This window comes from Actinomadura litoris (assembly GCF_009733595.1).
GTDB classification, from domain to species: domain Bacteria; phylum Actinomycetota; class Actinomycetes; order Streptosporangiales; family Streptosporangiaceae; genus Spirillospora; species Spirillospora litoris.
Genome location: NZ_WOFH01000008.1, coordinates 287,236 through 312,650, shown reverse-complemented (window position 1 = coordinate 312,650; position 25,415 = coordinate 287,236). Strand labels below are relative to the sequence as shown.

Genomic DNA, 25,415 nt, shown 5'->3' with positions numbered 1-25,415 from the left:
CCGGCCTCGACGCGGCGCGGCAGTTCGCCGCCGTTCACCGGCTCGCGCATGAGGGCGAGGAGGACGGCGGCCACGGTGGTGTCGTGACGTCCTGGCGACGGGCTGAGACGTCCTCTAGCGGGTGCTGGCCCGCGCCTGAGCTCTGCGGGCGCAAGCTGTCCGGACCGCTACCGGTCAGCACCCCGGCAGAACACCGATGCGCCACGTCGATCACGCCCGTCCAGGGACACTGGGGATCGGCCCGCCACGGGCTGCAGGACCCGTGGTCGGCGAGGTCCGGCAGAACCCGGCTCCGAAGGTCGTTCAGTCGAGGTGCGGTGCGTACCGCAGGAGCACGAGCTGGGAGTTGGGCAGCAGCCGGGCTTCGAGTAGCTGCAGCGGGACCGGGCCAGGGTCACCGATGAGGGGAGTACCCGCGCCGAGCAGGGCAGGCCCGACCATGACGTGCAGCTCGTCGACCAGGCCCTCGACCAGCAGCGCGTTCCACGTGGTGCGGCTGCCGGCGACGAAGATGTCGCCACCGTCTTGCGCTTTCAGCGCACGAACCGCCTCGGCGGCGTCGTCTCGCCGGACGATGCGCGTGGTGTCCTCCCAGGGAGCGGTCTCCGCGGCGGTCAAGGTGTCGGAGATGACGACCTTCTCGATCGCGTTGTTGAGGCGGGAGATCTCGCGCTCGGTCGCACCCTGCGTCTCGTCGTCCGCGACGGCGGGCCAGTAGTCGCGGAAATCCTCGAAAGACCTCCGTCCGGACAGCAAGATGCCCGCCGCCCGCAGCCGCTGCACGTTGTAGGCGCTGAAGCCATCGTCAAACGGCAGCGCCGTGACGTCTTTGCCCGGTCCCTCGACGTAACCGTCAAGGGACGCGATCGTCGAGACGGTGAGCTTGCGCATCAGGGTCATCTCCCAGCGGGTCATATCGGTCATCTTGATGATCGGCGCCCGGCCTGGGCATGAGGGCGGAGCGAACGCCGGTCTCGGTGGCGGGGCTATCGGGGTCGGGTCAGTCGGCCGGTTGGTTCACAAACCTCGGCGATCTACTCGGGTGACAACCTCGCCCGCGCGGCCATCGTCGTGGCGAGGCGACCGAGCGTGCCGGTCCAGCCGGCCTCGACGTTGCGGGCGACCTCAGGCAGTGCGGCGGCGAGTCCGTCGAGCCGATCATGCACCAGCGTCAGGTGCGTGCCGTCGCCGACCGCGCGCAGGGTCACGGTCAGCCGGGAGGCCTGGTCGCGCTCGATCTCCCGGGTCGGGCCGACGAACCACCAGTCGAGCACAATGCGCTCGTCGGGCACCAGCTCGACGATGCGGCATTCGGGGCCGCCTGCCTGTTCTTGCGGGTCGAGGTGTTCTTGCGGGTCGAGGTGCCAGGCGCGCAGATGCCCGCCGACGCGCTCGTCCACCTCGACGCGCACCGCCTCCCAGCCCGACGGCGCGAACCAACGTCGGAGAACCTCCGGGTCGAGCCACGCGCGGTAGACCTGCGCAGGCGGCGCGGGGATCGTGCGCTCGATGCGGACCGCCGTGCCGGTGGGGGTTGTCATGTCTCCTCCTGATCGCGATTCGATGGGGTGAACAGCTCCTCTAGGGCATCGAGCCGCTCGTTCCAGTACTGCTCGTAGACCCGCAGCCAGGCGAGGGCGCTCGCCAGCGGCCCGGGGTCCAGACGACACCAGTGGGTGCGCCCGACAACGGTCCGGCGGACCAGCCCGGCCCGTTCGAGGACCTTGACGTGCTTAGAGGCCGCCGCCAGCGACATCGACAGCGGCGCCGCGAGCTCGCTGACGGTGCGCTCCCGGGCGGCGAGCTGGTCGAGCATCGCGCGGCGCGCTGGGTGCGCGAGCGCGCCGAAGACCGTGTCCATCCCAGCGGAATGCTCAACCATAAGGTTGAACATAGGGCGCAGGCCAGCCGATAGTCAACCTTTAGGTTGAGCTTTCGTGATCGACACCGCTGCAACCACCGCGCCTTACTCCCACGTCCGTTGACCGTCGCCAGCTCGCCGGACATCGCGGCGGCCACTACGTCATCTGAGCCGGGGGCAGTCAGCCGGGGTGATCATTCCGCTGCTGGGGGTGGCGGGGAGACGGCTGCTGGGACGCTCTGCCTTCTATGGCCGGTGGCCCGCGGAGGATATTTCCTTTGACCGTCCGTGTGTAGATCACCTGGCGTCCGTGGCGGCGGCCGGCGGTGCGGTGGTGGTGGCGGGGCTGTAACCGAGGGCATGGGCGACGACGGGTGCGGGGGCTTGGAGGACGAGCTGGCGGAAGGCTGCGGTGCGGGTTCGGGGGACGGGGACTGTCCGTTGGACCGGGTAGCCACCAAGAACAGGGAAAACGGGAGACCGTGCAAAACACGCGCCCACCATCACAACCCAGGGCGCAGATCAGCCTCCGCCAAACACCAAGGATCCACCGGCCAGGACCTAAAGGCTGTCCCGTAATGGTCGAGAGGCGCGGCCAGGCGTGCTGCCGGTGAGCTGGCGTCCTCCGGGCCGGTCAGCCGGCTACCGCCAGGTTGTGCATGAGGGCGATTCCGTGGGTGGCGTGGTGGACGCCGTCGCGTTTGCGGCGGCAGTTGCGCAGGATGTTCCACCACTTCATGCGCGCGAAGACGTGCTCGACGCGGGCGCGCACCCGTTTGTGGACGGTGTTGAATTCGTGCTGCCAGGCGGGCAGTTCGCTGCCGTCGCGGGGCCGCCGGTAGGGCATGATGACCTGCCGGTTTCCCTGGTAGCCGCCGTCGGCCATCACGTGCGTGCCCCGGCACGCGGTATCGGCACCTGAATCGCGGAAGGCGGTGCAGTCGTTGTGATTGCCCGGCACCGGACGTCCGACCGCGACCGCAAGCCGGGTGCCTGCGTCGATGACCACCTGCATGTTCACCGAGTACCGGTAGTTCTTGGAGGAGGCGCTGACCGTCCGGTCGTGGACGGGAACCAGCGTCCCGTCCACGATCAGCACCGTGTCCGGACTGTGCCGGCGGGCGACCGGGGCCAGTGCGAGCAGCGGCGCCAGGTGATCCACGACGCGGTGCGCGGCGGACTCAGACACCCCGAACAGCAGTGCGACCTGCCGCAGCGTGAGGTTGGTGCGGTAGTACACCGCGATCAGCAGCACCCGGTCGGCCGGCGGCAGACTCCAGCGCCGTCCGGTGCCGGTCTGCTCACCGCCGCGACCTGCGACGATCCGTACCAGGCGGCGGAACTGCCGCACCGGCAGGCCGGTGAACACCGGCACCCACTCGTCCCGATCGGCCCTGATCACCCGCTCCACACCAAGATCAACGATCTCGAAGGTCTGGCGTTACGGGACAGCCTTTAGTGCGGCATCGACCCGCTGTAGGTCCGGCCAACCCTTGGTTTCGTAGAACCGCCGGTCTCAGTTCCATCCTCTCCGATCGTAGCCGTCGAGCGGCCGCGGCATGTTTGCCCACGCCGAGCCGGGTAAACCGCAATTCACGAATCCATGAAAGGAGCGACATGAAACCCCCCGAGGTGCCGGACGCGACCCCCAAGACCGCCGTGGCGAACGCCGGGCGCAAGGCCGCCACCGGAACCACGAAGGCCGCCCGCACGGGTACGGACGCGAGCGAAGCGGCGGGTCAGGGCGTGAGCAAGGGCGCGAGCGGCGCCGCCAAGGGCGTGGCCCAGGTCGGCGGCGAGGTCGCCGCGTTGCCGGGCAGGGCGGTCGGGCTCGCGAAGCTCCTTACGCTGAGGCGGTTCCTGCGCGCAGCGCCGGTGGTGGCGGCCGTGGGCGCCGCCATTGTGGCCGGGCGGCGCATCGCGCGCAAGCGCTGACCGCGACGGACTCCGACCAGGACACCACGCCCGGCTCCAGCACCTCCCACCCGTCGAAGAAGCGGGAGCCGAAGATCGGGACCGGGAGCGGGGGGATGGCCGCGATGCTGGCCTGGCAGGTCGGCGACGACAAGGTCGTCACGGTGGAGGTCGACAAGGACCTCGCCGAGACCGCCCGGGGCAACCTCGACCGAGTCGAGAAGCAACCAGAAGTCGTCACCGGCGACGCTGGGCATGCGTCCCGCGCCCCTATGGCCGGGTCCACGTCACCTGCGGCATCCGCGAGGTCTTGCACTGTGCCCACGACAGCAGCCAACACGCATACCGACCGTCCGCTTGCGACACGCGTGGCCTGAGGCTCTGGCGCGCTCCACCCGTGGAGCCACGGTGTAGATCAGGCCGTCCGGCGGTGCTGCTGGCCTGGTCGCGAAGGGCGCAGGTGGTCAGCGTTTGAGGCGGTTGCGGATGGCCAGGCCCGCCAGGCCGAGCAGGAGCGGGACGGCGATGCGCAAGATGATGCGGAATACCTCGCCCCAGCGGGTGATGGTGTCGGGCACGGTGGTGGTCTTGGCGTTGATGAGGAAGGCCGAGCGGAGGCTGTAGAGCAGCGCGTCGGTGTAGGGGACCAGGTCGCTGGGGAACCCGGTGTACTTCACCGCGACCGCGACCGCGACCAGCGCGACGAGTACGGCCAGGGTGGCGAGTGCGCGCCAGGCCCGCAGGCCGTAGCCCGCCACCAGCCAGTAGGTCCACACCAGCGCTCGCCCGGCGAACCCGCGGCCGTCGCGTCCGCTGTGGCGGTGCATCTGCATCTCGCCGTAGTAGAAGTCGGCCGCGCCCGGCTCGTTCTTGGAGTCCTCCAGCGCTTTGCGCAGCTTCCGGTACAGCACCTCCAGCCGCGCTGCGTCCACCACGGCCATGCCGTCCGGTGCGGCCCTCCACCGGGTGGCGCGCCGGGTCCGCCGGGTCCGCGGTCGGGTGTTCGCCGCCCGCCAGTGGTGCTCCTCGGCCAGTACCTGCCGGGTGTCGCGCAGGTCGGTGGCGAACCGACGTCGGCTCAGGTCCACGTCGGTCAGCACCAGCCGTTCGGTGTCGGTGTCGCGCAGGGACACCACCCTCACCCTGGGCGCGGGCGCGCCGGGCTCGGCACCGTCCCAGGTGGTCGTTGCTTCATCGAGGTCGCCTGGCGGGGTGGTGATCGGCATGTCGGCCGTTTTACGGCTCGCCATCGCGCGGAGGGAGCGGTTCCGGAAAGGGCCAGCGGACCCCTGCGCGCAAGATCTAGACGTCCTGGCCGCCCCGAAGCATGGGCTCGGTTGCGGTGGAGGGAGTCCGGCCAGGGTGAACCTCGCGGGATGCGGGGTGTGGACACTCAAAGCGCTCAGTGTCACGCCGCGGTGTGGTGGTCGCGACTGGGCTGGGGGACCAGCGCCGTCCGCCTGTGGCGCATTGGTGGACGGCGCTGGCCTGTTCGGTGTCGGATCCGGGCGACGCCCTCACCGGCCTGGCCCGGGTGCTGTCGTGGTCGCCGCAGGAGTCACAGTCGCTGTCGTGACCCTCGTCGCCAGCCGCCCGCCACCGGGTGGGCCGGATCTGCTGGTGGCGGCAAGAACGCTCATGGGGGCTGAACTCGGCTCGCGTTCCACAGGACGGGCACGTGGACCAGTGAGCTGCGCGCGATGGTGATCTATGGTGTGGCGGGTGAATGCCGGGAATTCGGTCGGGTCGGAGTTGGCGCTGTTGTCAGGCCAGGCCATTGAGGGCGTGGATCTTGAGGCCGTTTTGCCGCCCGGCCGCTTGATCAAGGCCGATGAGGGTGAGGGGGAGGTGAGTCTTTGGCTGTCCTCGACCGCGCCCGCGGTCGAGTTGTGGACGGCCCTCTACCGGCTCCGCGGTCGAACGGGGCTGTGGCCGCTGCTCTTGGCACCGCTCGCCCATGGCAAGGAATTTCGCCCCTGGGCGTCGGGTGAGCTCTTTCCCGAGCAGTTCACCTCTCCGGAAGATCATGATCCCAACGATGTGCTGGAGGCATGGTGGCAGGCCTACGCCGAGACCGACCAGGATGATCAGGAGTTGCCTGGTGGGGAACGGGGCGCTGTGACCGCGCCCTACGGTCGGCGGTGGCCTGGCCTGGCACCGAACACGACCTCACAGGGAGAGCCGGGCTCGTTCGCCATCGGGTATGCGCAACAGCTGACCGGGCGGCTCTCGTCCCTACGGCTTGGACTTGCCGCCGCGCGGCGGGGATCCGACGCGCTGGTCTCGGTGGGGTGGAGCGGACCGCTGAACCACACCAATGACACCGCAGAGATCGCCTCGGTGGTCCGTGGCTGGGAGGATCGCTTCGGCGTCCGGGTCGTCGGTGTCGGCTTCGCCGACCTGTATCTGAGCGTCTCGGCTCCACCCTCGACACACCAAGAAGCGCTCCGCATCGCCGCCGAGCATTTCGCGTTCTGTCCGGACAACATCCAGCAGAACAACGGCCCCGCCATACTCGCCTCCTATGCCGAGCGTCTCATCGGCCTCAATGCCTGGCATTTCTGGTGGGACTGAACCGCCCCTGTCGGCATTGATGCCCGCAGCGATACCGCGATCTCGACGTTCCGCCGCACTGGGCCTGTGCTTGGCCGCCTACCACTGAACAGCGGTCGTGGTCCGGGGAGTCCCGTCTTATGGGCGCCCGTCTTGTGCTCGCAGGGGCTGTGGCGCGGGCAGCGGGAGGGCCAGGCCGGTCTTGATGGTGTCGAAGACGAACAGGGTTTCGTAGCGCCTGATGTTGTCGTCCGCTTTGAACAGGCGGTTGCCGAGGCGGCTGCAGTCGCGCATGCTCCGCGCGGCGAGGACGACCACGTAGTCCCACGGTCCCGCAACCTGGTAGCACTGCTGGACCTGCGGGTTCGCGCGCATCCGTTCGGCGAAGGCGCGGTGGTGTTCGAATGATTCCTCTTTCAGGGTCACCAGGACCGTGGCCAGGACGGTGGGGCCGAAGCGGTGTGGGTCGAGGACGGCGATCTGCCTGGTGATGAGGCCGTCCTTGCGGTAGCGGGCGATGCGCCGCTGGACGGCGCTCGGTGAGAGCCCGACCCGTTCGCCGAGGTCGCGCAGGGTGCCTCCGGCGTCGCGCTGGAGGAGGTCCAGGAGTTGCGCGTCGATCTCGTCCAGGCGTGGTGACGGCGGTTCGGGCATGCAACATTATTGCGTTCCGGCGCGAAAATTTGCCATCGCTTCGATTGGGTGTTCGATTAACGTCGGCCGGGTCCCGAAGCCCCAGGAAAGGCGACGCGCATGGATCTGGACGTGGCGCGGATCGAAAAGGCCGTGCAGGTGATCGATCCGGTGTTCCTCAACACCCCGCAGTACCTCGATGAGCAACTGTGCCAGGCGCTGGACGGCCGCACGGTGACGGTGAAGCTGGAGACGGCCAATCCGGTTCGCAGCTTCAAGGGCCGGGGCGCCGATCTGATGCTGAGCACGCTCGCCGCTGGCACGCCGGTGGTGTGCGCCAGTTCGGGCAACTTCGGGCAGGCCGTCGCCTACGCGGGACGGGCCCGCGGGATGCCGGTCGAGGTGTTCGTGCCCGAGACGATCAATCCCGACAAGCGGCAGCGGATGGAGACCCTCGGCGCCCGGGTCGTTGCGGCCGGGCCGGACGGCACGTCGGCACGGAAGGCCGCGGCCCTCCACGCCGAACGCCATCCGGGCTGCGTCCATCTTCGGGACGGTCTCCAGGCGGCGATCGCCGAGGGTGCCGGAACGATCGGAGTCGAGTTGACCCGCGGCGCGCCAGGCGGCGCGCGTGGTCCGGGCTTCGACGCCGTCGTGCTCCCGGTCGGCGACGGCGCGCTGATCAACGGCGTGGCGCGCTGGATGAAGGAGCACGCGCCCAGCACCCGGATCGTGGGGGTCAACGCCGAGGGCGCCCCGTCGATGCGGAACAGCCTGCGGGCCGGCCACGCGGTCCGCGTCGAACGCGCCCGCACCTTCGCCGACGGCATCGCGGTGCGCACCCCGTTGGATGCTTCGGTGCGACGGGCCCGCGCCTTGGTGGACGAGATCGTCCTGGTGACCGACGAGGCCATCGCCGCCGCCATGGAACTGGCGGCCCGCACGCTCGGGATCCTCCTGGAGCCGGCGGGGGCGGCGGGCCTGGCAGCGATCGCCGAGGGCCTGGTCCCCGGCGATCGGCCGGTGACGGTGCTGACCGGCGCCAACCCCCGCCCCGAGCAGGTACGCGAACTCGCGGCCCGGCTCGCACGACCCGTCCCGGGCACGCGAATCCCAAAGGGCCGCCCTGGCGGTTCGCGTGACCGATGAGCGCGTCGGGTTCCTCCGCGCCTCCCTCACCGTATGAGGCGAAAGGAAGCACTGCGATGACGAAGACACCTGGTGAGCGATCGGCCATCACAGCGATGTACACGGGCCTTGGCCCACCCTCATCGCGACGATCACCCCCTACCTCGACCGTGCCACCGCCCATCTGCTGGCCGATCACATTCGGGCCGGTTATCCCACGTACAGCCAGACGCGTGTCGACTCGGCCGGTCATCACCTATCTGTTCCTGTTGTCGGCCATCGGAGCGTTCGGCGTCATCGCCTGGCTGGGGACGACGTGCGCGGTCAAAGAGGGCAAGCGGCGGTGCCGCCCTGCCGCGACCGTGATGTCCGTGGTCGGCACGAGCATCGGGCTGACCGGGCTGCTCATCAATGAAGCCCCCGGCGCGCGCGACGCAGGCGTCGACTACCGGATCGACGCTGTGTCGCTCGCGGGCCGACTCGATAGCCAGGGCTCACCCACGACGCCTGCGACCCGGCCGTCCGCGAAAGCTTCGCCGAGTTGGTCGAGGAGTCCCTGCACGTCCACGGCCTGCCGCTGCTGCGCCGCCTCCTGGAGCAGGGCTCACCGCTGATCGAGGAGAAACTCCTGGACCCTGACGGACTCCGAGCCGTACTCGGCGAAATGGAGGCCGGGCTCTACCGGGAGGACCGGCACTCCAAGCTGGTCGAGGTGATCACGCTCGATCAGGCGGCGCGGGCGTTCCTGAGCTGACCTGTCCCGCGAGCCAGTCCGACAGGTCCAGGCGTTCGGCCCGCCGCGCCATCATGAACGTCCGCGCGTTGGTGCGCTGCTCGGTCCGCACCAGCGTGAACCCCTGAGAGAGGTTGTAGCGGGCGACGCCCTCGAAGTGGCAGTGCCGCCGCACCCACGGCACCCCCAATCGGGCGGCGCGATCGACCGCCCACCAGGCCATCACCGTGCCCGGCTCCCTTCCCCAGTAGCCGGGGCGCGGTGAGCGGCCGGTTGGGCGCGCTCGGCGTCGGTCCAGCCCCACGGCGGACCGACGTCCTGCACGAGCATCCGCCCGACCACACCCTGCTCCTCGCAGTCCAGCACCCACACATCCCCGGCCGGGTTGTCGCACTCCTCGACCAAGCCCTCCACCGCGTCCCGCCAGCTCTCCAGTCCGCGCTCCTCCAGCCAGGCGCACCGAGCCCCCGCCATCCGGGCCACCTGGTCACGATCACCGCCGGTCGCAAGCCGCATCCGCAACGTCCGGCTGTTGTGCGCCCCGGCTGTGCTCGGTGTGCGGCATGGTCCCGACCTGATCTGCGCGGTGGCCGAATGCTCGGTGCTCGGGGCCGTGTCACTCCAGGTCATCCCAACCCCATTCCTCGGCGGGACGCCCGTCTGGGTCCCGCCCGAACCGGTACCGCACATGGTGATCAGCAACCCGCTGGAACTGAGCGAACATGCCTGCGGTAGGTAACCGGGCGGCCAGTGCGGCCGCCTGCTCGTCCGCCCCGACCTCTAACAACCGGTCCAGCAGGTCGGCGACGGCGACCGGGGTGGTAAGGGTGACGTGCGCGGCGGGGTCGCGGGCCAGCAGCGCGGCCACCTGCTCGTGTGCCCCCACCTTCCGCAACCGGTCCAGCACGGCGGCGACGGCGTCCGGGTCGCAGAGCCGGAGGTGCGCGGCGGGGTCACTGGCCAGCAGCGCGGCCGCCTTCTGGTTCACCTTAGGTAGCCGCCACCGGCCCAGTAGGTCGGCGATCGCGTACGGGTCTTTGAAGGCGTGCGCGACGTGCGCGGCGACCCGGTCGGTCAGCGTGGCCACCTGCTCACGTGCCCCGACTTCTCGCAACCGGCTCAGCAGCGCGGCGACAGCGTTCTGGTCGTCGGGAGTGACGTGCGCGGCGGGGTCACGGGCAACTAACGCGGCCGCCTTCTCGTGTGCCCCGACCTCCCGCAGCCGGCCCAGCAGGTTGGCGATCGCGCCCGGGTCGTGGAGGGGGACGTGCGCGGCGACGCGGTCGGCCAGGGCGTCCACCTGCTCGTCCGCCCCGACCTCCCGCAGCCGGCCCAGCAGGTTGGCGACGGCGTAGGGGTCGTCGAGGGTGACGTGCGCGGCGGGGTCGCGAGCTACTAACGCGGCCGCCTGCCCGTCCGCCCCTACTCTCCACAACCGGCTCAGCAGGTTGGCGACGGCGTAGGGGTCGTCGAGGGTGACGTGCGCGGCAGGACGGCGCGCCAGCAGCGCGGCCACCTGCTCGTCCGCTCCGACCTCGCGCAGCCGGCCCAGCAGGTTGGCGACGGCGCCCGGGTCGTGGAGGGGGACGTGCGCGGCGACGCGGTCGGCCAGGGCGTCCACCTGCTCGTCCGCTTCGACCTCCCGCAGTCGGCCCAGCAGTTCGGCGATCGCGCCCGGGTCGTGGAGGGGGACGTGCGCGGCGACGCGGTCGGCCAGCGCAGCCACCTGGTCCTTCATCCCCATCTCCTGCAACTGGCCCAACAGGATGGCGAGGTTGCTCGGGTCGTCGAGGGGGATGTGTGCGGCGGGGTCGCGGGCCAGCAGCGCGGCCACCTGCTCCTCCGCGCCCTGTTTCCACCACTGGCGCAGCAGGCGAGCGAGGCCGTAGGGGGCGTCGAAGGCGACGTGCGCGGCGGCCAGGTCGGCCAGCACAGCCACTTGATCCTCCACCCCCATCTTCCGCAACAGGTCCAGTAAGTAGGCGACGGTGTTCGGGTTGTCGAAGTCGATGTGTGCGGCGGGGTCGCGGGCCAGCAGCGCGGCCACCTGCTCGTCCGCTCCCACCTCCCGCAGCGCTGCCAGTAGGCGGGCTAGGGCGCCCGGGTGGTCGAGGGGGATGTGGGCGGCGGGGTCGCGGGCCAGCAGCGCCGCCACCTGCTCGTCCGCCCCCACCTCTCGAAACTGGTCCAGCAACTCGGCGAGGTCGCCCGGCTCGTCGAGGGTGACATGCGCGGCGGGGTCGCGGGCCAGCAGCGCGGCCACCTGCTCGTGTGCCCCGATATCCCGCAAGTGACCGAGCAGGAAGGCGAGGTCGCCCGGGTCGTCGAGGGTGACGTGCGCGGCGGCGTGCGTGGCGGCCTGGTGGGCTGGGCGGTGGTCGGCCGGGTGCAGGGTGTTCAGGTGGTCGATGAGTGTGCGTGCCGGCCATGGGCTGCCGTGGGTGGTGGCGTTCTTGAGGAGTTGGGCGGCGTCGCGGTACAGGCCGCGGTCCCAGGCGGCGTGCCCGAGCGTGTGCTGGTCGCCGGGGTGGGCGTGGGCGGCTGCGGCGACCCAGAAGCCGATGGGTGGGATCTGGTCGGCGCGGGTGTCGCGAGCATGCTGGTCGAGGTAGTCGGCCAGCCGGTACACCGGTACCTCACCGTGGTCGCCGGCCGGGGCCGGAGGGCGCCCGCGCCCGCGGCCGGGCCCGCGGCCGCGACGGGAAGGGTCGGCGCGCGACGAGGAAGCACGGATCCGGGTGAGCGGTCCCCGGGCGCCTTTGCAGGACCGGGAGGTGTAGGCCAGCGCCTGTTCCAGCCAGTCCTCGCCCAGCCGGTCGTGCTGCAGGTCGGTGAGGTAGGCCAGGGCGGCCTGTTCCAGCATGGGCAGGGGCAGGGCGGTGCGGTGGCCCAGGCGGCGGGCGTCCATCGCCGCCCACATCAGCGCCTTGGCCGCCGGGTCGGCGGTGGCGAGCCGGTCCAGCAGTTCCGGCCCACCCGCCAGGTACTGGGTTACATGCCCGTCTTCAGCGTGCTCGATCGCCTCGGCCAGCCGCAGGTCGGTGTCGGCGGCCTGCCGCAGAGCGGGCAGGTCGATACCCGTGAAGGTCTCGGACACCTCGATGACCGCGCCGTCCAGCAGGTGCCGGACCTGCGACCCGGGACGCCCGGTGAGCGCGGCGTGGTGCTCGGGCCACAGGGTGCCCAGCACCAGCACCGGCCCCCGGGAGGCATCGGTCAGCAGGGCGCGCAGCTTGGCCGCGACCCGCTCACCGGCCTCACCGCCCAAATAGTCCTGGGTCTCGTTCAACCACACCACGGTGCGCGGCCCGACCCGGTCCAGCTCACGCAGCGCCGCCTCGGGCCGGGTCGGGTCATAGGGGTGCCACAACCGCCACCCGCCCGCCCGCCGCAGCGCTCCCAGACCCTCCCACAAGGCGCGGGTCTTGCCCGCTGACGACCCGGCCACCAGCACCGCCATCGCGCTGGCACCGTCCAGGACCTGCTCGGTGGCCCGTCCCAGCCGGTCATCGTGCTCGCGCCGCACATAGGGAGGAAGCAGCAGCCCGCCGCTGGCGCCGTTCACGGTGATCGGCCGGTGCACCTCCACCGCGAACGGATCCAGCACCTGCTCCAGCGGCGTGCCCGGCCGCGCCGCCTCCAGCACCGCCCGCGCCTGCGCCCCTTGCACAGCCTGGCCGGTGGCCCCCGCGCGCCGCTGAGCCTCAGCGAAATGAGCCTCGCGCCACCGCTGAAGATCCCACAGCCCGGCCCTCGCGCCGACTTCGGCCTGCCCGGCCCGGTGGGCCTGGGCCCGGACCGCTTCCACGATCGTGACCAGCGGGTCGATCTGCTGGGGGAAGGCGGCGCCGCGCAGCCACGTCCCGACCGTGGTCGGGCTGACCCCGGCGGCCTTGGCCAGGGCCCGGTCCGACGGCTCCCCTTCCAAGGTGACCGCGCGGAATGCCGCCAGCTCGCCCAGCAGCTCCTTCAGGCCCGACTCCCGATCCGCAGCCGCCATCCCACACCCCTCTTACCCGTGCTGGCTCCGACCAGGCATGGTCGTCCACACACCGGCGCTGTCCGCTCACCGTGCGGACACCCGCTCCGACGCGCCCGCCGTCCAGCGCCGCCCCAAGCCTGTCACCGGCCGCTATCGAGCGAGGTGTCCAACCTGCTATCTGACCGCTGCAGGACACCCCACCGGACGGCGAACCTCATCCCCATCAGCGGCCCACCCCCCGAAATGGGTCGGGCACCGCACGAGAGGAAGCACCCCATGAACCCGGTCCAGATCCTGTCCCTGCTGCTTGCCCTGTCGGTCGCCCTGCACCTGGCCACCGCCGCAGCCCTCACCGCCCGCCGCACCGGCACCGGCACCGCCCACGCGGCCCTCACCGGCGGTGGCACGGCCGCCACCGCACTCGGTCTGTACTTCGCCGCCTTGGCCGCCTACCACTGAACACCCGCAGCGTCGTGTTCATCCTCGCAGTCAAATCCAGACACGACGGGGACGGGGACGGTCGCCCAGTGCCTGCGCCACCTGCTCGACCGGTGGGGGAGGAGACCACAGCGAACTCATCTTCAGTCTCTCCGTCTTCTTTTTTGCCGCAGAGCATTGATCTCGTGTCGAGTGATCCAGGGCAGGCGTCCAGCGGAAGGTCGGGCGACCTCCCGCCTGGTCATCGGCTTCGCCGCATGCATCGCTCCGTGGGCGCTGGCCCTCCTGCTGAGCGGTGATCTACCTGCGGTGACGGTGGCCAGACCGGGTCGTGCCGTGGGGTGGCGCGGGCGGGGGCGGGGGTTTCAGGATGGGGGGATGACGGGTGGACGCGGGGCGCTGGTCGGGGTCGGCGCGGTGGTGACGGTGGCGGCCGTGGCCGGGTTGGGCGGGTACTTCGCGGTGGTCGGGCTGGAGGAGGCCGACAAGCTGGCCAGCGTGATCGGTGCGCTGGTCGCGGTGGTCGGTGTGGCGGTGGCGGTCTACGGGCTGGCCACCGCGCCTCCGGGCGGGGGGCGGCGGGTGTGGCTGCGCGCGCGGGCCGACGACCACAGCCAGATCGAGCAGATCGGCGGGAACGCCCGCGGCCCTTCAGTTGAGGAAGCCGGCCACCCTCCCGGGGCAGCCAGGGAGGCCCGGTTGCGTGCGCGGGCCCGGCGCTCCAGCCGGATCCGCCAGGTCGGTGGGGACGACCGTCCCCCGGTTCCGCCCGCGACCTCATGACGGGCCCTGCCCCCGAGCCTGCGGCTCCTCGTCGGGCTTCGATGAAGGCGACGGCCTCGGAGGGGTCCAGCATCACCCAGGTGCTGGGCGATCAGCACATACACCCCCCACCGCCGCGGGCGCCGAGCGTGGTGGCGGTGCGCACGCTGCCGCGGGACGTGGCCGCCTTCACCGGCCGCGCCGATGAGGTGGAGCGGCTGCTGGCCGCTGCCGGGCAGCAGCGGGTGGTGGCGATCCACGCGGTGGAGGGCATGCCGGGGGTCGGTAAGACCGCGCTGGTGACGCATGTGGCGCACCGGCTGGCCGACCGGTTCCCCGATGGGCAGTTGTTCGTCGGTCTGCACGCCCACACCCCCGGCCTGGCGGCCGCCGACCCGGCTGAGGTGCTGTACGGGCTGCTGGTCGGCACCGGGATGCAGCCCGGCCAGGTTCCGACCGGACTGGACGAGCGGGCCCGGTGGTGGCGCGACCGGATGGCGGGCAAGCGCGTGCTGCTGGTCTTGGACGACGCCGCGGGCCATGGGCAGATCGAACCGCTGCTGCCCGGGGCGCCCGGCTGCCTGGTCCTGATCACCAGCCGCCGCCCGATCGACCTGGACGACGCCGACCCCCTGCTCCTGGGCGTCCTGGCGGACGAGGAGGCGATCGCTCTTTTCACCCGGCTGACCCGCCACACCTTCACCGGCGAACAGGCCGGCCAGGTGGCCGAGCTGGTCGGGCGGTGCGCGGGGCTGCCGTTGGCGATCGCGCTGCTGGCCGGCAAGGTCCGCCGCCATCTGCGCCGGCCGGGCCCCGGACTGGCCGAGCTCGCGGCGCGGTTCGCCGAGGCCGACCGGCTGACGCAGCTGACCGCCGGGGGACGGCCCGGCGACCGGGCGGTCACGGTCTCCTTCGACATGTCCTACCGAGACCTGCCCCCCGACCGGCAGCGTCTGTTCCGGCTGCTGGGCCTGCACCCCGGCCCCGACATCGACGCCTACGCCGCCGCCGCCCTCACCGCCGCCCCCCTCGCCCACACCCGCGACCTGTTGGAGGCGCTCCGCGAGGAGTACCTGCTGCAACCCCTGGGCGCGGGCCGGTACCGGATGCATGACCTGCTGCGCGACTATGCCCGCACCCTGGCCACTCACGATTCCGCCACCGACCGGGACACCGCCCTGGACCGGCTCCTGGACTACTACACCCACTCCGCCCACACCGCCGACCGGCATCTGCCGCGATCACTTCGCTCGGTATCCGCACCGGCCGCCTCGACGATGGCAGGGCCGGACTTGCGCGATCACGCCGAGGCACTGGTCTGGATGCGCACCGAACGCGCCAACCTGCTCGCCTGCATCGACCACGCCACCACCCACCAGCTCCACGACCGCACCATCACCCTCACCGCCGCGCTCGCCGGCGTTCTTCACCAAGACGGCCCCTGGTCGCTGGCCAGCGCGCTGCACCAGAACGCCATCGCTGCCGCGCGCCACACCCACAACCATCTCTCCCTTGCCAACGCCCTCAACGAACTGGGCCGCGTCCGCACCCTGGTCGGGGACTACGCCCAGGCCGCCGACCTGCAGGAGCAGGCGCGGGCGCTGTGCCGCGACCTCGGTGACCGGCGCGGCGAAGCCACCGCCCTCAACGACCTGGGCCGCATCTGCTACATGACCGACGACTATGCGCAGGCGTCCGCCTTGTTCGATCAGGCGCGGGCGCTGTGCCGCGACCTCGGTGACCGGCGCGGCGAAGCCACCGCCCTCAACGACCTGGGCCGCATCCGCACCCAGACTGGGGACTACGCCCAGGCCACCGACCTGCAGGAGCAGGCGCGGGCGCTGTACCGCGACCTGGGCAACCGAGGCGGCGAAGCCAACACCCTCAACGACCTGGGCCGCATCCGCACCCAGACTGGGGACTACGCCCAGGCCACCGACCTGCAGGAGCAGGCGCGGGCGCTGTACCGCGACCTGGGCAACCGGCTCGGCGAAGCCAACACCCTCAACGACCTGGGCCGCATCCGCTTCGTGACCGGGGACTACGCCCGGGCCACCGACCTGCTGGGGCAGGCGCTAGTGCTGTACCGCGACCTCGGCAACCGGCTCGGCGAAGCCAACGCCCTTTGGGACCTGGGCCGCATCCGCACTGCAACCGGGGACTACGCCCAGGCCACCGGCCTTCAAGAGCAGGCGCTGACGCTGTACCGCGACCTCGGCGACCGGAACGGCGAAGCCAACGCCCTTTGGGACCTGGGCCGCATCCGCACTGCAACCGGGGACTACGCCCAGGCCACCGGCCTGCAGGAGCAGGCGCTGGCGCTGTACCGCGACCTCGGCAACCGGAACGGCGAAGCCTGCACCCTCCACGAACTGGGCCGCATCCGCACCCTGACCGGGGAGCACCCGCAGGCATCCGGCTTGTTCGAGCGGGCGCTGATGGTCTTCCAAGAGGTAGATGACCGGCAGGGAGAGACGGAGACTCTGTGCAGCATGGGAGAGCTGCTGAGGGAAACGGCCGCGTTGGACCAGGCACGCGCGGTGTATGAACAGGCGTTGGGGCTGGCCCGGCAGATCGGGAGCCCGTTGGATGAGGCACACGCCTTGGAGGGCACCGCCCGCACCATCGCCCGTGCCGGAGAGGAGGCGGCGGCGATTGGCCCGCTACGGGAGGCGGTGGGGATCTACGAGCGGCTCGGTGTCCCCGAAGCGGCGTCCGCAGCGGCGTACCTGGCCGAACTGGAGGCCCGGCACTCTGCGCACTGACCAGGATCGGCAGCGGGGCAGCCAGGGCGCCGCGAAGGTTGGTCGACCCTCAATAATTCTTCAGCGTATCGGCTGCCGGCCGGCCCCCCGCTCGGTCGCCGGTGTCGGCGGGTGGGCTTGAAGCCGGGCCAGGCGCCAGGTCATCAGCGTGACCGACGACCAGCGAATCATGGCTTCGGAGCGGGCGTCACCCGCATGGATACGCGCGCGGTGGAACCCGCAGGGGACCATTAAAGCCGATCATCCTCGGTTGGCCGCGGTCACTCGTTGGGTCGCTGACCAAGCTGAGACGATCGATTTGATGTGGCCGGTGTGAGGGGGCCGGGGCGGCGGAGTTCGTGATCGGGTCGACTGTGGCGCGTTCGGAATCGGCGGTCGTTCCTACGGACCGATGAGCCCAAGGGGGTCAGCACCCATTACCCTTCTTCCCCTCCGCAGCGGCACCGTCTACTCGGTGGCGTTCAGCCGGGACGACCGCACCCTGGCCACCGTCAACCGCGACGGCACGGTGCGGCCGCCGGTGGCCAAAGTCCTGAAACAATCTGGCGCCCTATCCGTCAGTCGGCATCAGCAGCGGTGGGGATTCTGACATCGGCGAGCGAGTCCGACGGGATCGAGCACGACCAGGCACCCGGCGGGTGAACCGGCAACCAGCGCCCCTCGCCCCCCGGCGCACTCTTCCCGTCCACACTGGCGAAAGTGGCGGGGGAGGTGGTATAGGCCCGCAGCGGGTCGCGCGCCCCTCGATGATCTGGCCTGTCTCGTATTCCTCATCCTCCAGGGCTGGCAGTTCGGCCGTCCAGGACTCCAGGTTCACGGCGGCGTGGTGGTCGGGGACCGACGATCGGAAATCCACCTGGTCGGTCAACGGCCGCACCGTCTCCGTTTTCGGCATCAGTACCTTCGGCCATATCGACGGGGTGTTGGCGACCGAACAGGCGCCGCTCTACCCGCACCCGGACGGGGCGGACCCGGTGATCCGTGTTCGGGGCATGGGCATCAGGCTGGACGCCCTTGTCCTGCGAGGCGCGCGGCGCAGCCGAGGGCGACGCGGCACGTTTGACCTCGTGGCGGTCACCGTCGACCCCGCCAGGGGCGCCGACTGGGGCCTTGGGAGACGATCAAGCGGACGAAGGCGTACTGAGCGCGGGCGAGACCGTGCCTGTAGTGGGGGCGGCTTCGTGGAGGGGCCAGAAGCCGCAGGTGGACGGGCCGCCTACCGTGCCAGGTGGCGGGAGATGACCAGGCGCTGGATCTGGTTGGTGCCCTCGAAGATCTGCATGACCTTCGCCTCGCGCATGAAGCGTTCGACCGGGAAGTCGCGGGTGTAGCCGGCGCCGCCGAGGACCTGGACGGCGTCGGTCGTCACCCGCATCGCGTTGTCGGTGGCGACGAGCTTGGCGATCGACGCCTCGCGGCCGTAGGGGCGGCCGGCGTCCTTGAGCCGCGCCGCCGACAGGTACAGGGCGCGGGAGGTCTCCACGGCGGCGTCCATGTCGGCGAGGACGAACGCGAGGCCCTGGTGGTCGATGATGGCCTTGCCGAACGCCTCGCGCTCCCTGGCGTAGCCGACGGCGGTGTCGAGCGCGCCCTGGGAGAGGCCGGTGGCGACCGCCGCGATGCCGAGGCGCCCCGCGTCCAGGCCCGCGAGCGCGATGGCCAGGCCCTGGCCCTCGGCGCCGACGAGGTGGTCGGCGGGGACCCGCGCGTCCACCAGGCGGACGGTCGCGGTCGTCGAGCCCATCAGGCCCATCTTGTCCTCGGGGGCGTCGAACTCCAGGCCCGGGGTGCCCGCCGGGACGTGGAAGCAGGAGATGCCGCGCGAGCCCTCGTCGGACGTGCGGGCCATGACCGTGTAGAAGTCGGCCTCGCCGCCGTGGGTCGTCCACGCCTTGGCGCCGTTCAGCACGTAGGAGTCGCCGTCGCGGACGGCCTTGGTGCGCATCGCGGCCGGGTCGGAGCCCGCGTGCGCCTCCGACAGGCAGTACGCGCCGAGCCGGTCGCCCGACAGCAGGTCGGGCAGCCACCGCTCGCGCTGCTCCTCGGTGCCGTAGGCGAACAGCGGGAAGCACGACAGGGCGTGCACGCTCACGCCGACGCCGACGCTCGCCCACACCGCGCCGATCTCCTCCAGCGCCTGGAGGTAGATCTCGTAGGGCTGGTCGCCGCCGCCGTACCGCTCCGGGTAGGGCAGCGTGAGCAGGCCCGCCCGTCCGAGGGTCGCGAAGGCCTCGCGGGGGAAGGCGCCGGCGCGCTCGGCGTCGGCGGCCCGGGGGGCCAGCTCCTTGGCCGCGATCTCGCGGGCGAGCGCGATCAGGTCGGCGGACTCGGGGGTCGGCAGGTGTCGGCTGGCGGGCATGCGCAACTCCTTTCGGCACCTCGCACAGTACCAGAGCGAGTACCACAGAACCGTTTTTGGTACTGTCGATCGGATGAACGGGACGGTCACCTCCGCGGGGACGGCAAGGGCGGACCGGCGGCGCGCCGATCTTGTCGACCGGCTCATCGCGCTGTTCCTGGACCGCGGCTTCGCCGGGCTGAGCGTCGCGGAGCTGGCCGCCGCGCTGCGCTGCTCCAAGAGCACGCTCTACACCGTCGCCGCCAGCCGCGAGCAGATCATCGTCACCGCCGTCCGCGCGTTCTTCCGCCGCGCGACCGAGGAGGTCGAGGCCGCGGTCGACGCGAGCGCCGACCCGCGCGAGCGCGTCGGCGTCTACCTGCGCGCCATCTCGAACGCGCTGGCCCCGGCGTCACCCGCGTTCTTCGCCGACCTCGACGCGTTCGCCCCGGCCCGCGAGATCTACCAGCGCAACACCGGCCACGCCGTCCGGCGGGTGCAGGCGCTCGTCGACGAGGCGGTCGCCGACGACGCGGCGTTCGTCGGCGCCGTCGCGGGCCAGGTGATGGAGTCGATCCACCGGGGCGAGATCAAGGCGCGGACGGGCCTGGACGACTCCTCCGCCTACGCCGCGCTCGCGTCCCTCATCGTGGCCCGGATGACCGCAGGGCGTGCTCGACCAGCGTGACGAGCACGCCGCGCGCCACGTCCGGACGGCGCACGTCGCACAGCAGCACGGGCACCTCGGGGTCGACGTCCAGCGCGCCGCGGATCTCCTCGACGGTGTAGCGGCGCGCGCCGTCGAAGACGTTCGCGGCGACCACGAACGGGATCTCGCGCTGCTCGAAGAAGTCGATGGAGGCGAAGCTGGTCGACAGCCGCCGGGTGTCGACCAGGACGATCGCGCCCACCGCGCCGTAGGCGATCTGGTCCCACATGAACCAGAACCGCTCCTGGCCGGGCGTCCCGAACAGGTACAGGCGGACGCCGCCGGAGAACGTCAGCCGCCCGAAGTCCATGGCGACGGTCGTGGTCACCTTGCCCTCGACGCCGTCGAGGTCGTCGACGCCGGTGGAGGCGTCGGTCAGCGTCTCCTCGGTGCGCAGCGGGCGCACCTCGCTGACGACGCCGACGAACGTCGTCTTGCCGACGCCGAAGCCGCCGGCCACGAGGATCTTGAGGGTGTGCTGGGGGATGTCGTCGGCGTCGCCGAACCGGGCGCGGCCGAAGGTGTCAGAGGCGGCGGAGTTCATCGAGCACTCTCATCAGTATGCGGGGGTCGGGACGGTCGGGCTCCTCGGACTGCCGCATCTCCTCGATGAGGCCGTACTGGTGCAGGTCGGCCAGGAGGATCTGCACCACCTGGAACGGAAGGTCGGTCTCGGACGCCAGGTCGGCGGGGGTGGAGGGCTGCCGGCACAGCTCCAGCAGCCGCCGCTGCTCGCGCGAGAGCCACACCCGGTCGCCGGGCTGCTGCCCGGTGGCGACCAGGATCGTGACGAGGTCGATGGCCGCGCCGCGGGGCCGGGTGCGGCCGCGGGTCATCGCGTACGGCCGCACGACCGGCCCTGCGTCGCGGCCCACCCAGCGCTCCTTGGGCGCGTCCACCGCCGGCTCAGGCCCTCGGCGCCGGGTCCGCGGGCTCGCCCGAGCGCGGCGCGGTGCCGAGCTGCCGCCGCACCCGCTTGATGAGCATCGTCGTCTCGTAGGCGACGAGGCCCGCGTTGCCGCCCGCGTCGCTCAGCACCGCGAGGCAGCTTCCGTCGCCCGCGGGCATGACGAAGAACAGCATGCCGTCCAGCTCGACGACGGTCTGCCGCACCTGCTTGGCCTGGAAGTGCTCGCGCGCGCCGTTGGCCAGGCTGTGGAAGCCCGACGACAGCGCCGCGAGGAACTCGGCGTCCTTGCGCGTGACACCGCCCGAGGCGCCCATGACCAGGCCGTCGCGGGACAGCAGGACCGCCTGGCGGACCTCGCCGACCCGCTCCACCAGATCGTCGAGCAGCCAGTCGAGCTCGCCGGTGGCGTGGGTCTGCTGCTTCATGATTCCCCCCATTCATCGCGTGCGCCGGGATCGCGGATGTCGTCGTCTGAATCCCGTCCGCGCAGCCATCCCGACTGTAGCGAGGCCATCAGGTCGCGGCTGAGCTCAGGGCTGGGCTCCTCGAACTCCTCCTCCGCCGGCTCCGCGGCGCGCCCCGGCGCGGGGCGCTTGCGCAGCTGCGGAGCGAGATTGCGTTGCCGCACCCTGCGGGGGAGCCGACCGGTGACCTCGCTCGACTCGGTGCCGTTCGGCTCCGGGTCGGCGCCGCCCGGCCGGGACCGGCCATTGGACGGGGCGGGCGGGTCGACGACCGCCTCCGCGCCCTCGTCCACCGGTTCGGCGGGGTGGGGCACGGTGAGCGGCGGCTCGCTGGGTGCGGGTTCGGCGGGGGGCTCGGCCTGGGGGGTGTAGGACGGCGGGGAGTAGGAGGCGGGTCCGGCCAGCGCGGGGAGGGCGGCCTCGGGCACCCGCGCCCCGGCGGGGCCGCGGGTGAGCTGCAACTCCTCGTCCAGCACGACCAGCGAGTGCGGGACGAGGACGATCGCGGTCGTCCCGCCGTACGGCGAGGGCTGGAGCGCGACCTTGACGCCGTGCCGGGCGGCGAGCCGCGCGACGACGAACAGCCCGAGCCGCTCGGTGTCGACCAGGTCGAACTCCAGGTCGGTGGACAGCCGCCGGTTCAGCTCGTCCATCTCCTCGGGGTGCAGGCCGACGCCCCGGTCGACGATCTCGACCGCGAGCCCGTTGGCGACGGTCTCGACCTTCACCGTGACCTCGGTGGCGGGCGGCGAGAACGACGCGGCGTTCTCGATCAGCTCGGCGAGCAGGTGGATGACGTCGGCGACGACGGCCCCGGTCACCGCCGCGCTGGAGGCGCCGGTCACCTCGACCCGCCGGTAGTCCTCGACCTCGGCGATCGCGGCGCGGATCACGTCCTCGGCGGCGACGGGGTGGTCCCAGGCGCGGATGGTCGGCGACCCCGACAGGATGACCAGGCCCTCCGCGTGCCGCCGCATGCGGGTGGTGAGGTGGTCGAGCCGGAACAGGTCGTCGAGCTCCTCGGGGCTGCGCGCGCGGCGCTCCATCGCGTCCAGCAGGCGGAGCTGGCGGTGCAGCAGCGACTGGCTGCGCCACGACAGGTTGATGAAGACGCGGTTGATGTTCGCGCGCAGCTCGGCCTCGCCGACCGCGGTGGCGACGGCCGTCCGCTGGACGGCGTGGAACGCCTCGCTGACCGCCGCGACCTCCCGCGTCCGCCCCGTCTGCGGGGGCGGCGCCTCGGCCTCGGCGTCCACGCTCTCGCCGCGCCGCAGCCGCGCCACGACCCGGGGCAGCCGCTCGTGCGCGAGCACCTGCGCGGTCCGCTGGAGGGCGCGCAGCTCCTCGGTGAGGCGCCGGGCGAACAGGATCGACAGCACGACCGAGGCGATGAAGCCGAGCAGGCCGAGCCCGCCGACCGTGTAGAAGCCGACCAGGATCCGGTCGCCGGCGGGCTCCACGTCCTTGCGGTTCACGACGTCGCCCGCGCGGGTGGCGGCGCGCAGCCACACCGACGACACCGACGCGACCACGCCGCGCCAGCGCCTCGGGTCGGGCGCGTACCCGGTGCGCACGACGGTGCGCTCCAGGTCGGCGTAGGCGGTGAACGCGGGCGTCTCGGTGAGATCGGTCATGATCTTGCCGATCTCGCCGCCCGCGCTCGCGCGGCCGAGGTCGGCGTACTGCGCGCGGCTGCCCGCCCAGGACGCGAACGCCGCGCGGTCCCCGGCGTTCATCCGGCCCGGCCGCAGCCCGGTGAGCAGCGCGTTCTCCCGCAGCATGAACTCGCGCGCCCAGTAGTCGTACACGATGGCGTTGCTGTGCTGGTAGACGGTGACGTCGTCGACGCTCACCAGCGTCGTCATCACGCGGATCGTCGTGTCGGTGATCCGGCTGTAGCCGTTGATGGCGTCGAGCCGCGAGATGACCGCGCCACGCACCTGCGTGCGCACGCCCTCCAGCCCGTCGAAGGTCTCGCTGAGCTGCCGCACGCGCTGCTTGGCGGCGGCGTCCATCGCGTCCCGGGTGCCGGACGCGAGGGCCTTCTTGCGGAACGCCGCGACCGCCGCGTCGGTCCGCGCCGCGAGCGACTGGTAGTACCGGTCGTTCTCGGCGGTGCCGGTCGCGAGCACGCCGACCGCCGCGCCGCGCTCCTCCTGGATCGCCTCGGTGACGGCCCGCGCGGGCTGGGCGACGTTGTCGTACACCGTCGAGTACTGGAACCGCTGGAGCGCCTGGGAGAGCGTGACGACGGTCGGGACGCCCCACTGGATCATGAGCGAGACGAGCGGGATCGCCAGCAGCAGCCAGATCCGGCGTGTGATCGATCGGGTACGCGGGCGTGACGGCGGTGGGGCGGGGACCTGTTCGGGTCGCGTCACTGATTTACTCCCTGCTCATCCGAAACCGCCATCAAGCGGTGAGGAAGCATACTTAGTTTGATTTAGCGAATACCAGCGTTCTCCCATTACTCAGCGGCGCGTCGCCCGGTGGTCCTGTGATCAAGCTGCCTGGTGGGGCGTTCCAGAGGGCCTGGGGTGCCGCGGCCCCGGACGCGGCGGGCGCCCGCCCGGTGTGCGTCCCGGGCGTGCGGTGTCGGCCGGTACCGGCCGACCGGAAGCGGATACCACGCCTTGTAGCGATAAATCGTGCGTGCCAGGCTTCGCATGCTTCGTCCCCCTCACCATCGGAGACCGAGTCATGCGCAAAGCCGCGCTAGCGTCGCTCCTCGGCCTGACGCTCGCCGCCACCACCCTGGCGGCGGCCGGGGCCCAGGCGGCACCGGCCCCATCGGGCCAGGCCGCGTCCAGGCTCCCGGGGCTGGTCACGCTCAAGGACGTCCGGCACCACCAGCTCAACCTGCAGAAGATCGCGGACGCGAACGGCGGGAACCGGGCCGCCGGGCTCGCCGGGAACAAGATCACGGTGAAGTACATCGCGGACCAGCTCAAGCGGGCCGGCTACACCCCGCGGGTCCAGGACTTCACCTTCGACTTCTGGCAGGAGAAGACCCCGGCGACGCTCGCCGAGACCGCGCCGACGCCGAAGACGTTCACCCCCGGGACCGACTTCGGGACGTTGCAGTACTCCGGCAGCGGCGACGTCACGGCCGCCGCGACGCCCGTCGACCCGGGAGCGACCGGCGCGGGCAGCGGATGCGAGGCCACCGACTTCGCGGGCTTCCCGAAGGGCCATGTCGCGCTGATCCAGCGCGGCGGCTGCTTCTTCTCGGTGAAGGCGGACAACGCCATCGCCGCCGGTGCCGCCGCCGTGGTGATCTACCAGCTCCCCGGGACGCCGGGCCCGGTCGCGGGAACGCTGACCAAGCCGTACGCGATCCCGGTCGTCGGCCCGACCAACGCCGTCGGCACCGACCTGGTCAAGCAGGCGCAGGCCGGCCCGCTGACGCTGCGCGTCAGGACCGACACGCTCAACGAGAAGCGGCAGACCTCCAACGTCATCGCCGACACCAAGCGGGGACGCGCCGACAACGTCGTCGTCGTCGGCGCGCACAACGACAGCGTGGTCGCCGGGCCCGGCATCAACGACGACGGCTCGGGCACCGCGACGCTGCTGGCGACGGCGCAGCAGATCGGCAAGCTCGGCGCGAAGGTCCGCAACCAGGTGCGCTTCGCGTTCTGGGGCGCCGAGGAGGAGGGCCTGCTCGGCTCGCAGCACTACGTCGACAGCCTGCCGAAGGCCGAGCTGGACAAGATCGCCCTGAACCTCAACTTCGACATGCTCGCCTCGCCGAACTTCGTGCGGTTCGTCTACGACGGCGACAACAGCAACGGGCAGAACAACGTCGAGGCGCCCGCCGGGTCCGGGGCGATCGAGAAGGCGTTCAACGACCACTTCGCCTCGCGCAAGCTCGCGACCGACCCGACGCCCTTCAACGGACGCTCGGACTACAACGCCTTCATCGTCGCGGGCATCCCGGCCGGCGGCATCGACGCCGGGGCCGAGGGCATCAAGACCCCCGCGCAGGCCGCGACGTACGGCGGCACGGCGGGCCGGCCCTACGACCCGTGCTACCACCAGGCGTGCGACCGCTACGACAACGTGAACCTCAAGGGCTACGACCAGCTGATCGACGGCGCCGCGGCCGTCACCGAGCTGTTCGCCAACAGCACCCTGACGGTGAACGGCAACGAGTTCGCCAAGCGGCGCGCTCCGGCGCGCGGCACCGCCCCGCGCCAGGCCGGCCAGTACGCGGCCGAGTAAG

The 25,415-nt window shown here is 71.6% G+C and carries 25 protein-coding genes; 11 read left to right on the top strand and 14 right to left on the bottom strand.

Annotation, left to right across the window (positions count from 1 at the left end):
- Positions 1–303: 303 nt before the first annotated feature.
- From GNZ18_RS23570 to GNZ18_RS23555, 4 genes are all read right to left on the bottom strand, one after another.
- The gene (locus GNZ18_RS23570; RefSeq protein ID WP_246250220.1) at positions 304–915 is read right to left on the bottom strand and encodes a dihydrofolate reductase family protein; all 612 of its coding nucleotides are present in this window, start codon (positions 913–915) and stop codon (positions 304–306) included.
- A gap of 119 nt (positions 916–1,034) precedes the next feature.
- Positions 1,035–1,541 carry an SRPBCC family protein gene (locus GNZ18_RS23565; protein ID WP_156218698.1) on the bottom strand — a complete coding sequence of 169 codons (507 nt, stop codon included), beginning with the start codon at positions 1,539–1,541 and terminating at the stop codon, positions 1,035–1,037.
- On the bottom strand, positions 1,538–1,882 hold the full coding sequence (locus GNZ18_RS23560) for an ArsR/SmtB family transcription factor (RefSeq protein ID WP_173390868.1): 345 nt from the start codon (positions 1,880–1,882) through the stop codon (positions 1,538–1,540). Before GNZ18_RS23560 ends, GNZ18_RS23565 begins: the two co-directional genes overlap by 4 nt.
- Before the next feature lie 613 nt (positions 1,883–2,495).
- Positions 2,496–3,272, bottom strand: a complete 777-nt coding sequence (locus GNZ18_RS23555; protein ID WP_312874690.1) for a transposase — start codon at positions 3,270–3,272, stop codon at positions 2,496–2,498.
- Positions 3,273–3,478: 206 nt separating this feature from the next.
- On the opposite strand from GNZ18_RS23555, the gene GNZ18_RS23550 reads away from it, so the two are divergent.
- Both GNZ18_RS23550 and GNZ18_RS23545 read left to right on the top strand, forming a co-directional pair.
- Positions 3,479–3,796 carry a hypothetical protein gene (locus tag GNZ18_RS23550; RefSeq protein ID WP_156218696.1) on the top strand — a complete coding sequence of 106 codons (318 nt, stop codon included), beginning with the start codon at positions 3,479–3,481 and terminating at the stop codon, positions 3,794–3,796.
- The gene (locus tag GNZ18_RS23545; protein ID WP_281378085.1) at positions 3,793–4,152 is read left to right on the top strand and encodes a hypothetical protein; all 360 of its coding nucleotides are present in this window, start codon (positions 3,793–3,795) and stop codon (positions 4,150–4,152) included. The genes GNZ18_RS23550 and GNZ18_RS23545 overlap by 4 nt, the downstream gene beginning before the upstream one ends.
- Positions 4,153–4,239: 87 nt before the next feature.
- Here GNZ18_RS23545 and GNZ18_RS23540 read toward each other — a convergent pair whose 3' ends face one another.
- Entirely contained in the window at positions 4,240–5,001 is a 762-nt protein-coding gene (locus GNZ18_RS23540) for a hypothetical protein (RefSeq protein WP_156218694.1), read from the bottom strand.
- A 194-nt stretch (positions 5,002–5,195) separates the two neighbouring features.
- Here GNZ18_RS23540 and GNZ18_RS40880 point away from each other — a divergent pair, with 194 nt between their 5' ends.
- Complete coding sequence (locus GNZ18_RS40880) at positions 5,196–5,351, top strand: hypothetical protein (protein WP_173390867.1); 156 nt, start codon at positions 5,196–5,198, stop codon at positions 5,349–5,351.
- A 134-nt stretch (positions 5,352–5,485) separates the two neighbouring features.
- A complete protein-coding gene (locus GNZ18_RS23535) occupies positions 5,486–6,349 on the top strand; it encodes a DUF4253 domain-containing protein (RefSeq protein WP_156218693.1) in 864 nt (287 codons plus the stop codon).
- A 117-nt stretch (positions 6,350–6,466) separates the two neighbouring features.
- Here the strand turns inward: GNZ18_RS23535 and GNZ18_RS23530 are convergent, their stop codons facing one another.
- Positions 6,467–6,982, bottom strand: a complete 516-nt coding sequence (locus tag GNZ18_RS23530) for an Lrp/AsnC family transcriptional regulator (protein WP_156218692.1) — start codon at positions 6,980–6,982, stop codon at positions 6,467–6,469.
- Positions 6,983–7,081: 99 nt separating this feature from the next.
- On the opposite strand from GNZ18_RS23530, the gene GNZ18_RS23525 reads away from it, so the two are divergent.
- Positions 7,082–8,110 carry a threonine ammonia-lyase gene (locus GNZ18_RS23525; RefSeq protein ID WP_156218691.1) on the top strand — a complete coding sequence of 343 codons (1,029 nt, stop codon included), beginning with the start codon at positions 7,082–7,084 and terminating at the stop codon, positions 8,108–8,110.
- Positions 8,111–8,630: 520 nt separating this feature from the next.
- Complete coding sequence (locus GNZ18_RS23520; RefSeq protein WP_156218690.1) at positions 8,631–8,843, top strand: hypothetical protein; 213 nt, start codon at positions 8,631–8,633, stop codon at positions 8,841–8,843.
- Here the strand turns inward: GNZ18_RS23520 and GNZ18_RS42440 are convergent.
- From GNZ18_RS42440 to GNZ18_RS23510, 3 genes are all read right to left on the bottom strand, one after another.
- Entirely contained in the window at positions 8,806–9,048 is a 243-nt protein-coding gene (locus tag GNZ18_RS42440; protein ID WP_246250218.1) for a hypothetical protein, read from the bottom strand. The genes GNZ18_RS23520 and GNZ18_RS42440 overlap by 38 nt on opposite strands.
- Positions 9,045–9,296 (bottom strand): hypothetical protein, encoded by a 252-nt coding sequence (locus tag GNZ18_RS42435; RefSeq protein WP_246250217.1) that lies wholly within the window; start codon positions 9,294–9,296, stop codon positions 9,045–9,047. The genes GNZ18_RS42440 and GNZ18_RS42435 overlap by 4 nt, the downstream gene beginning before the upstream one ends.
- 142 nt (positions 9,297–9,438) lie before the next feature.
- Positions 9,439–12,822, bottom strand: coding sequence for a hypothetical protein (locus GNZ18_RS23510; protein ID WP_156218689.1), 3,384 nt, complete (start codon positions 12,820–12,822; stop codon positions 9,439–9,441).
- Positions 12,823–13,080: 258 nt separating this feature from the next.
- Between GNZ18_RS23510 and GNZ18_RS23505 the strand changes: the two genes are divergently transcribed.
- The 3 genes from GNZ18_RS23505 to GNZ18_RS43260 all read left to right on the top strand — a co-directional run bounded on the left by GNZ18_RS23505 (position 13,081) and on the right by GNZ18_RS43260 (position 16,769).
- Positions 13,081–13,263 carry a hypothetical protein gene (locus tag GNZ18_RS23505; RefSeq protein ID WP_156218688.1) on the top strand — a complete coding sequence of 61 codons (183 nt, stop codon included), beginning with the start codon at positions 13,081–13,083 and terminating at the stop codon, positions 13,261–13,263.
- Between the two features lie 357 nt (positions 13,264–13,620).
- The gene (locus tag GNZ18_RS23500; protein WP_156218687.1) at positions 13,621–14,025 is read left to right on the top strand and encodes a hypothetical protein; all 405 of its coding nucleotides are present in this window, start codon (positions 13,621–13,623) and stop codon (positions 14,023–14,025) included.
- A 137-nt stretch (positions 14,026–14,162) separates the two neighbouring features.
- On the top strand, positions 14,163–16,769 hold the full coding sequence (locus GNZ18_RS43260; protein ID WP_173390866.1) for an ATP-binding protein: 2,607 nt from the start codon (positions 14,163–14,165) through the stop codon (positions 16,767–16,769).
- Positions 16,770–17,985: 1,216 nt separating this feature from the next.
- Here GNZ18_RS43260 and GNZ18_RS23490 read toward each other — a convergent pair.
- A complete protein-coding gene (locus GNZ18_RS23490) occupies positions 17,986–19,128 on the bottom strand; it encodes an acyl-CoA dehydrogenase family protein (protein WP_156218685.1) in 1,143 nt (380 codons plus the stop codon).
- Between the two features lie 73 nt (positions 19,129–19,201).
- Here GNZ18_RS23490 and GNZ18_RS23485 point away from each other — a divergent pair, with 73 nt between their 5' ends.
- Positions 19,202–19,795 carry a TetR/AcrR family transcriptional regulator gene (locus GNZ18_RS23485; protein WP_156218684.1) on the top strand — a complete coding sequence of 198 codons (594 nt, stop codon included), beginning with the start codon at positions 19,202–19,204 and terminating at the stop codon, positions 19,793–19,795.
- Here the strand turns inward: GNZ18_RS23485 and GNZ18_RS23480 are convergent.
- From GNZ18_RS23480 to GNZ18_RS23465, 4 genes are read right to left on the bottom strand one after another with little or no spacing between them, the layout of a single operon-like run.
- Positions 19,752–20,360: a GTP-binding protein gene (locus GNZ18_RS23480; RefSeq protein WP_156218683.1), complete on the bottom strand. Its 609-nt coding sequence runs from the start codon at positions 20,358–20,360 to the stop codon at positions 19,752–19,754. The genes GNZ18_RS23485 and GNZ18_RS23480 overlap by 44 nt on opposite strands.
- Positions 20,341–20,691, bottom strand: coding sequence for a DUF742 domain-containing protein (locus GNZ18_RS23475; protein WP_242889708.1), 351 nt, complete (start codon positions 20,689–20,691; stop codon positions 20,341–20,343). The genes GNZ18_RS23480 and GNZ18_RS23475 overlap by 20 nt, the downstream gene beginning before the upstream one ends.
- Positions 20,692–20,722: 31 nt before the next feature.
- Positions 20,723–21,151 carry a roadblock/LC7 domain-containing protein gene (locus tag GNZ18_RS23470; protein WP_173390865.1) on the bottom strand — a complete coding sequence of 143 codons (429 nt, stop codon included), beginning with the start codon at positions 21,149–21,151 and terminating at the stop codon, positions 20,723–20,725.
- Entirely contained in the window at positions 21,148–23,571 is a 2,424-nt protein-coding gene (locus tag GNZ18_RS23465; protein ID WP_156218681.1) for a sensor histidine kinase, read from the bottom strand. Before GNZ18_RS23465 ends, GNZ18_RS23470 begins: the two co-directional genes overlap by 4 nt.
- Positions 23,572–23,890: 319 nt before the next feature.
- On the opposite strand from GNZ18_RS23465, the gene GNZ18_RS23460 reads away from it, so the two are divergent.
- Positions 23,891–25,414 (top strand): M20/M25/M40 family metallo-hydrolase, encoded by a 1,524-nt coding sequence (locus GNZ18_RS23460; RefSeq protein ID WP_156218680.1) that lies wholly within the window; start codon positions 23,891–23,893, stop codon positions 25,412–25,414.
- The last annotated feature ends 1 nt before the right edge of the window (position 25,415 follow it).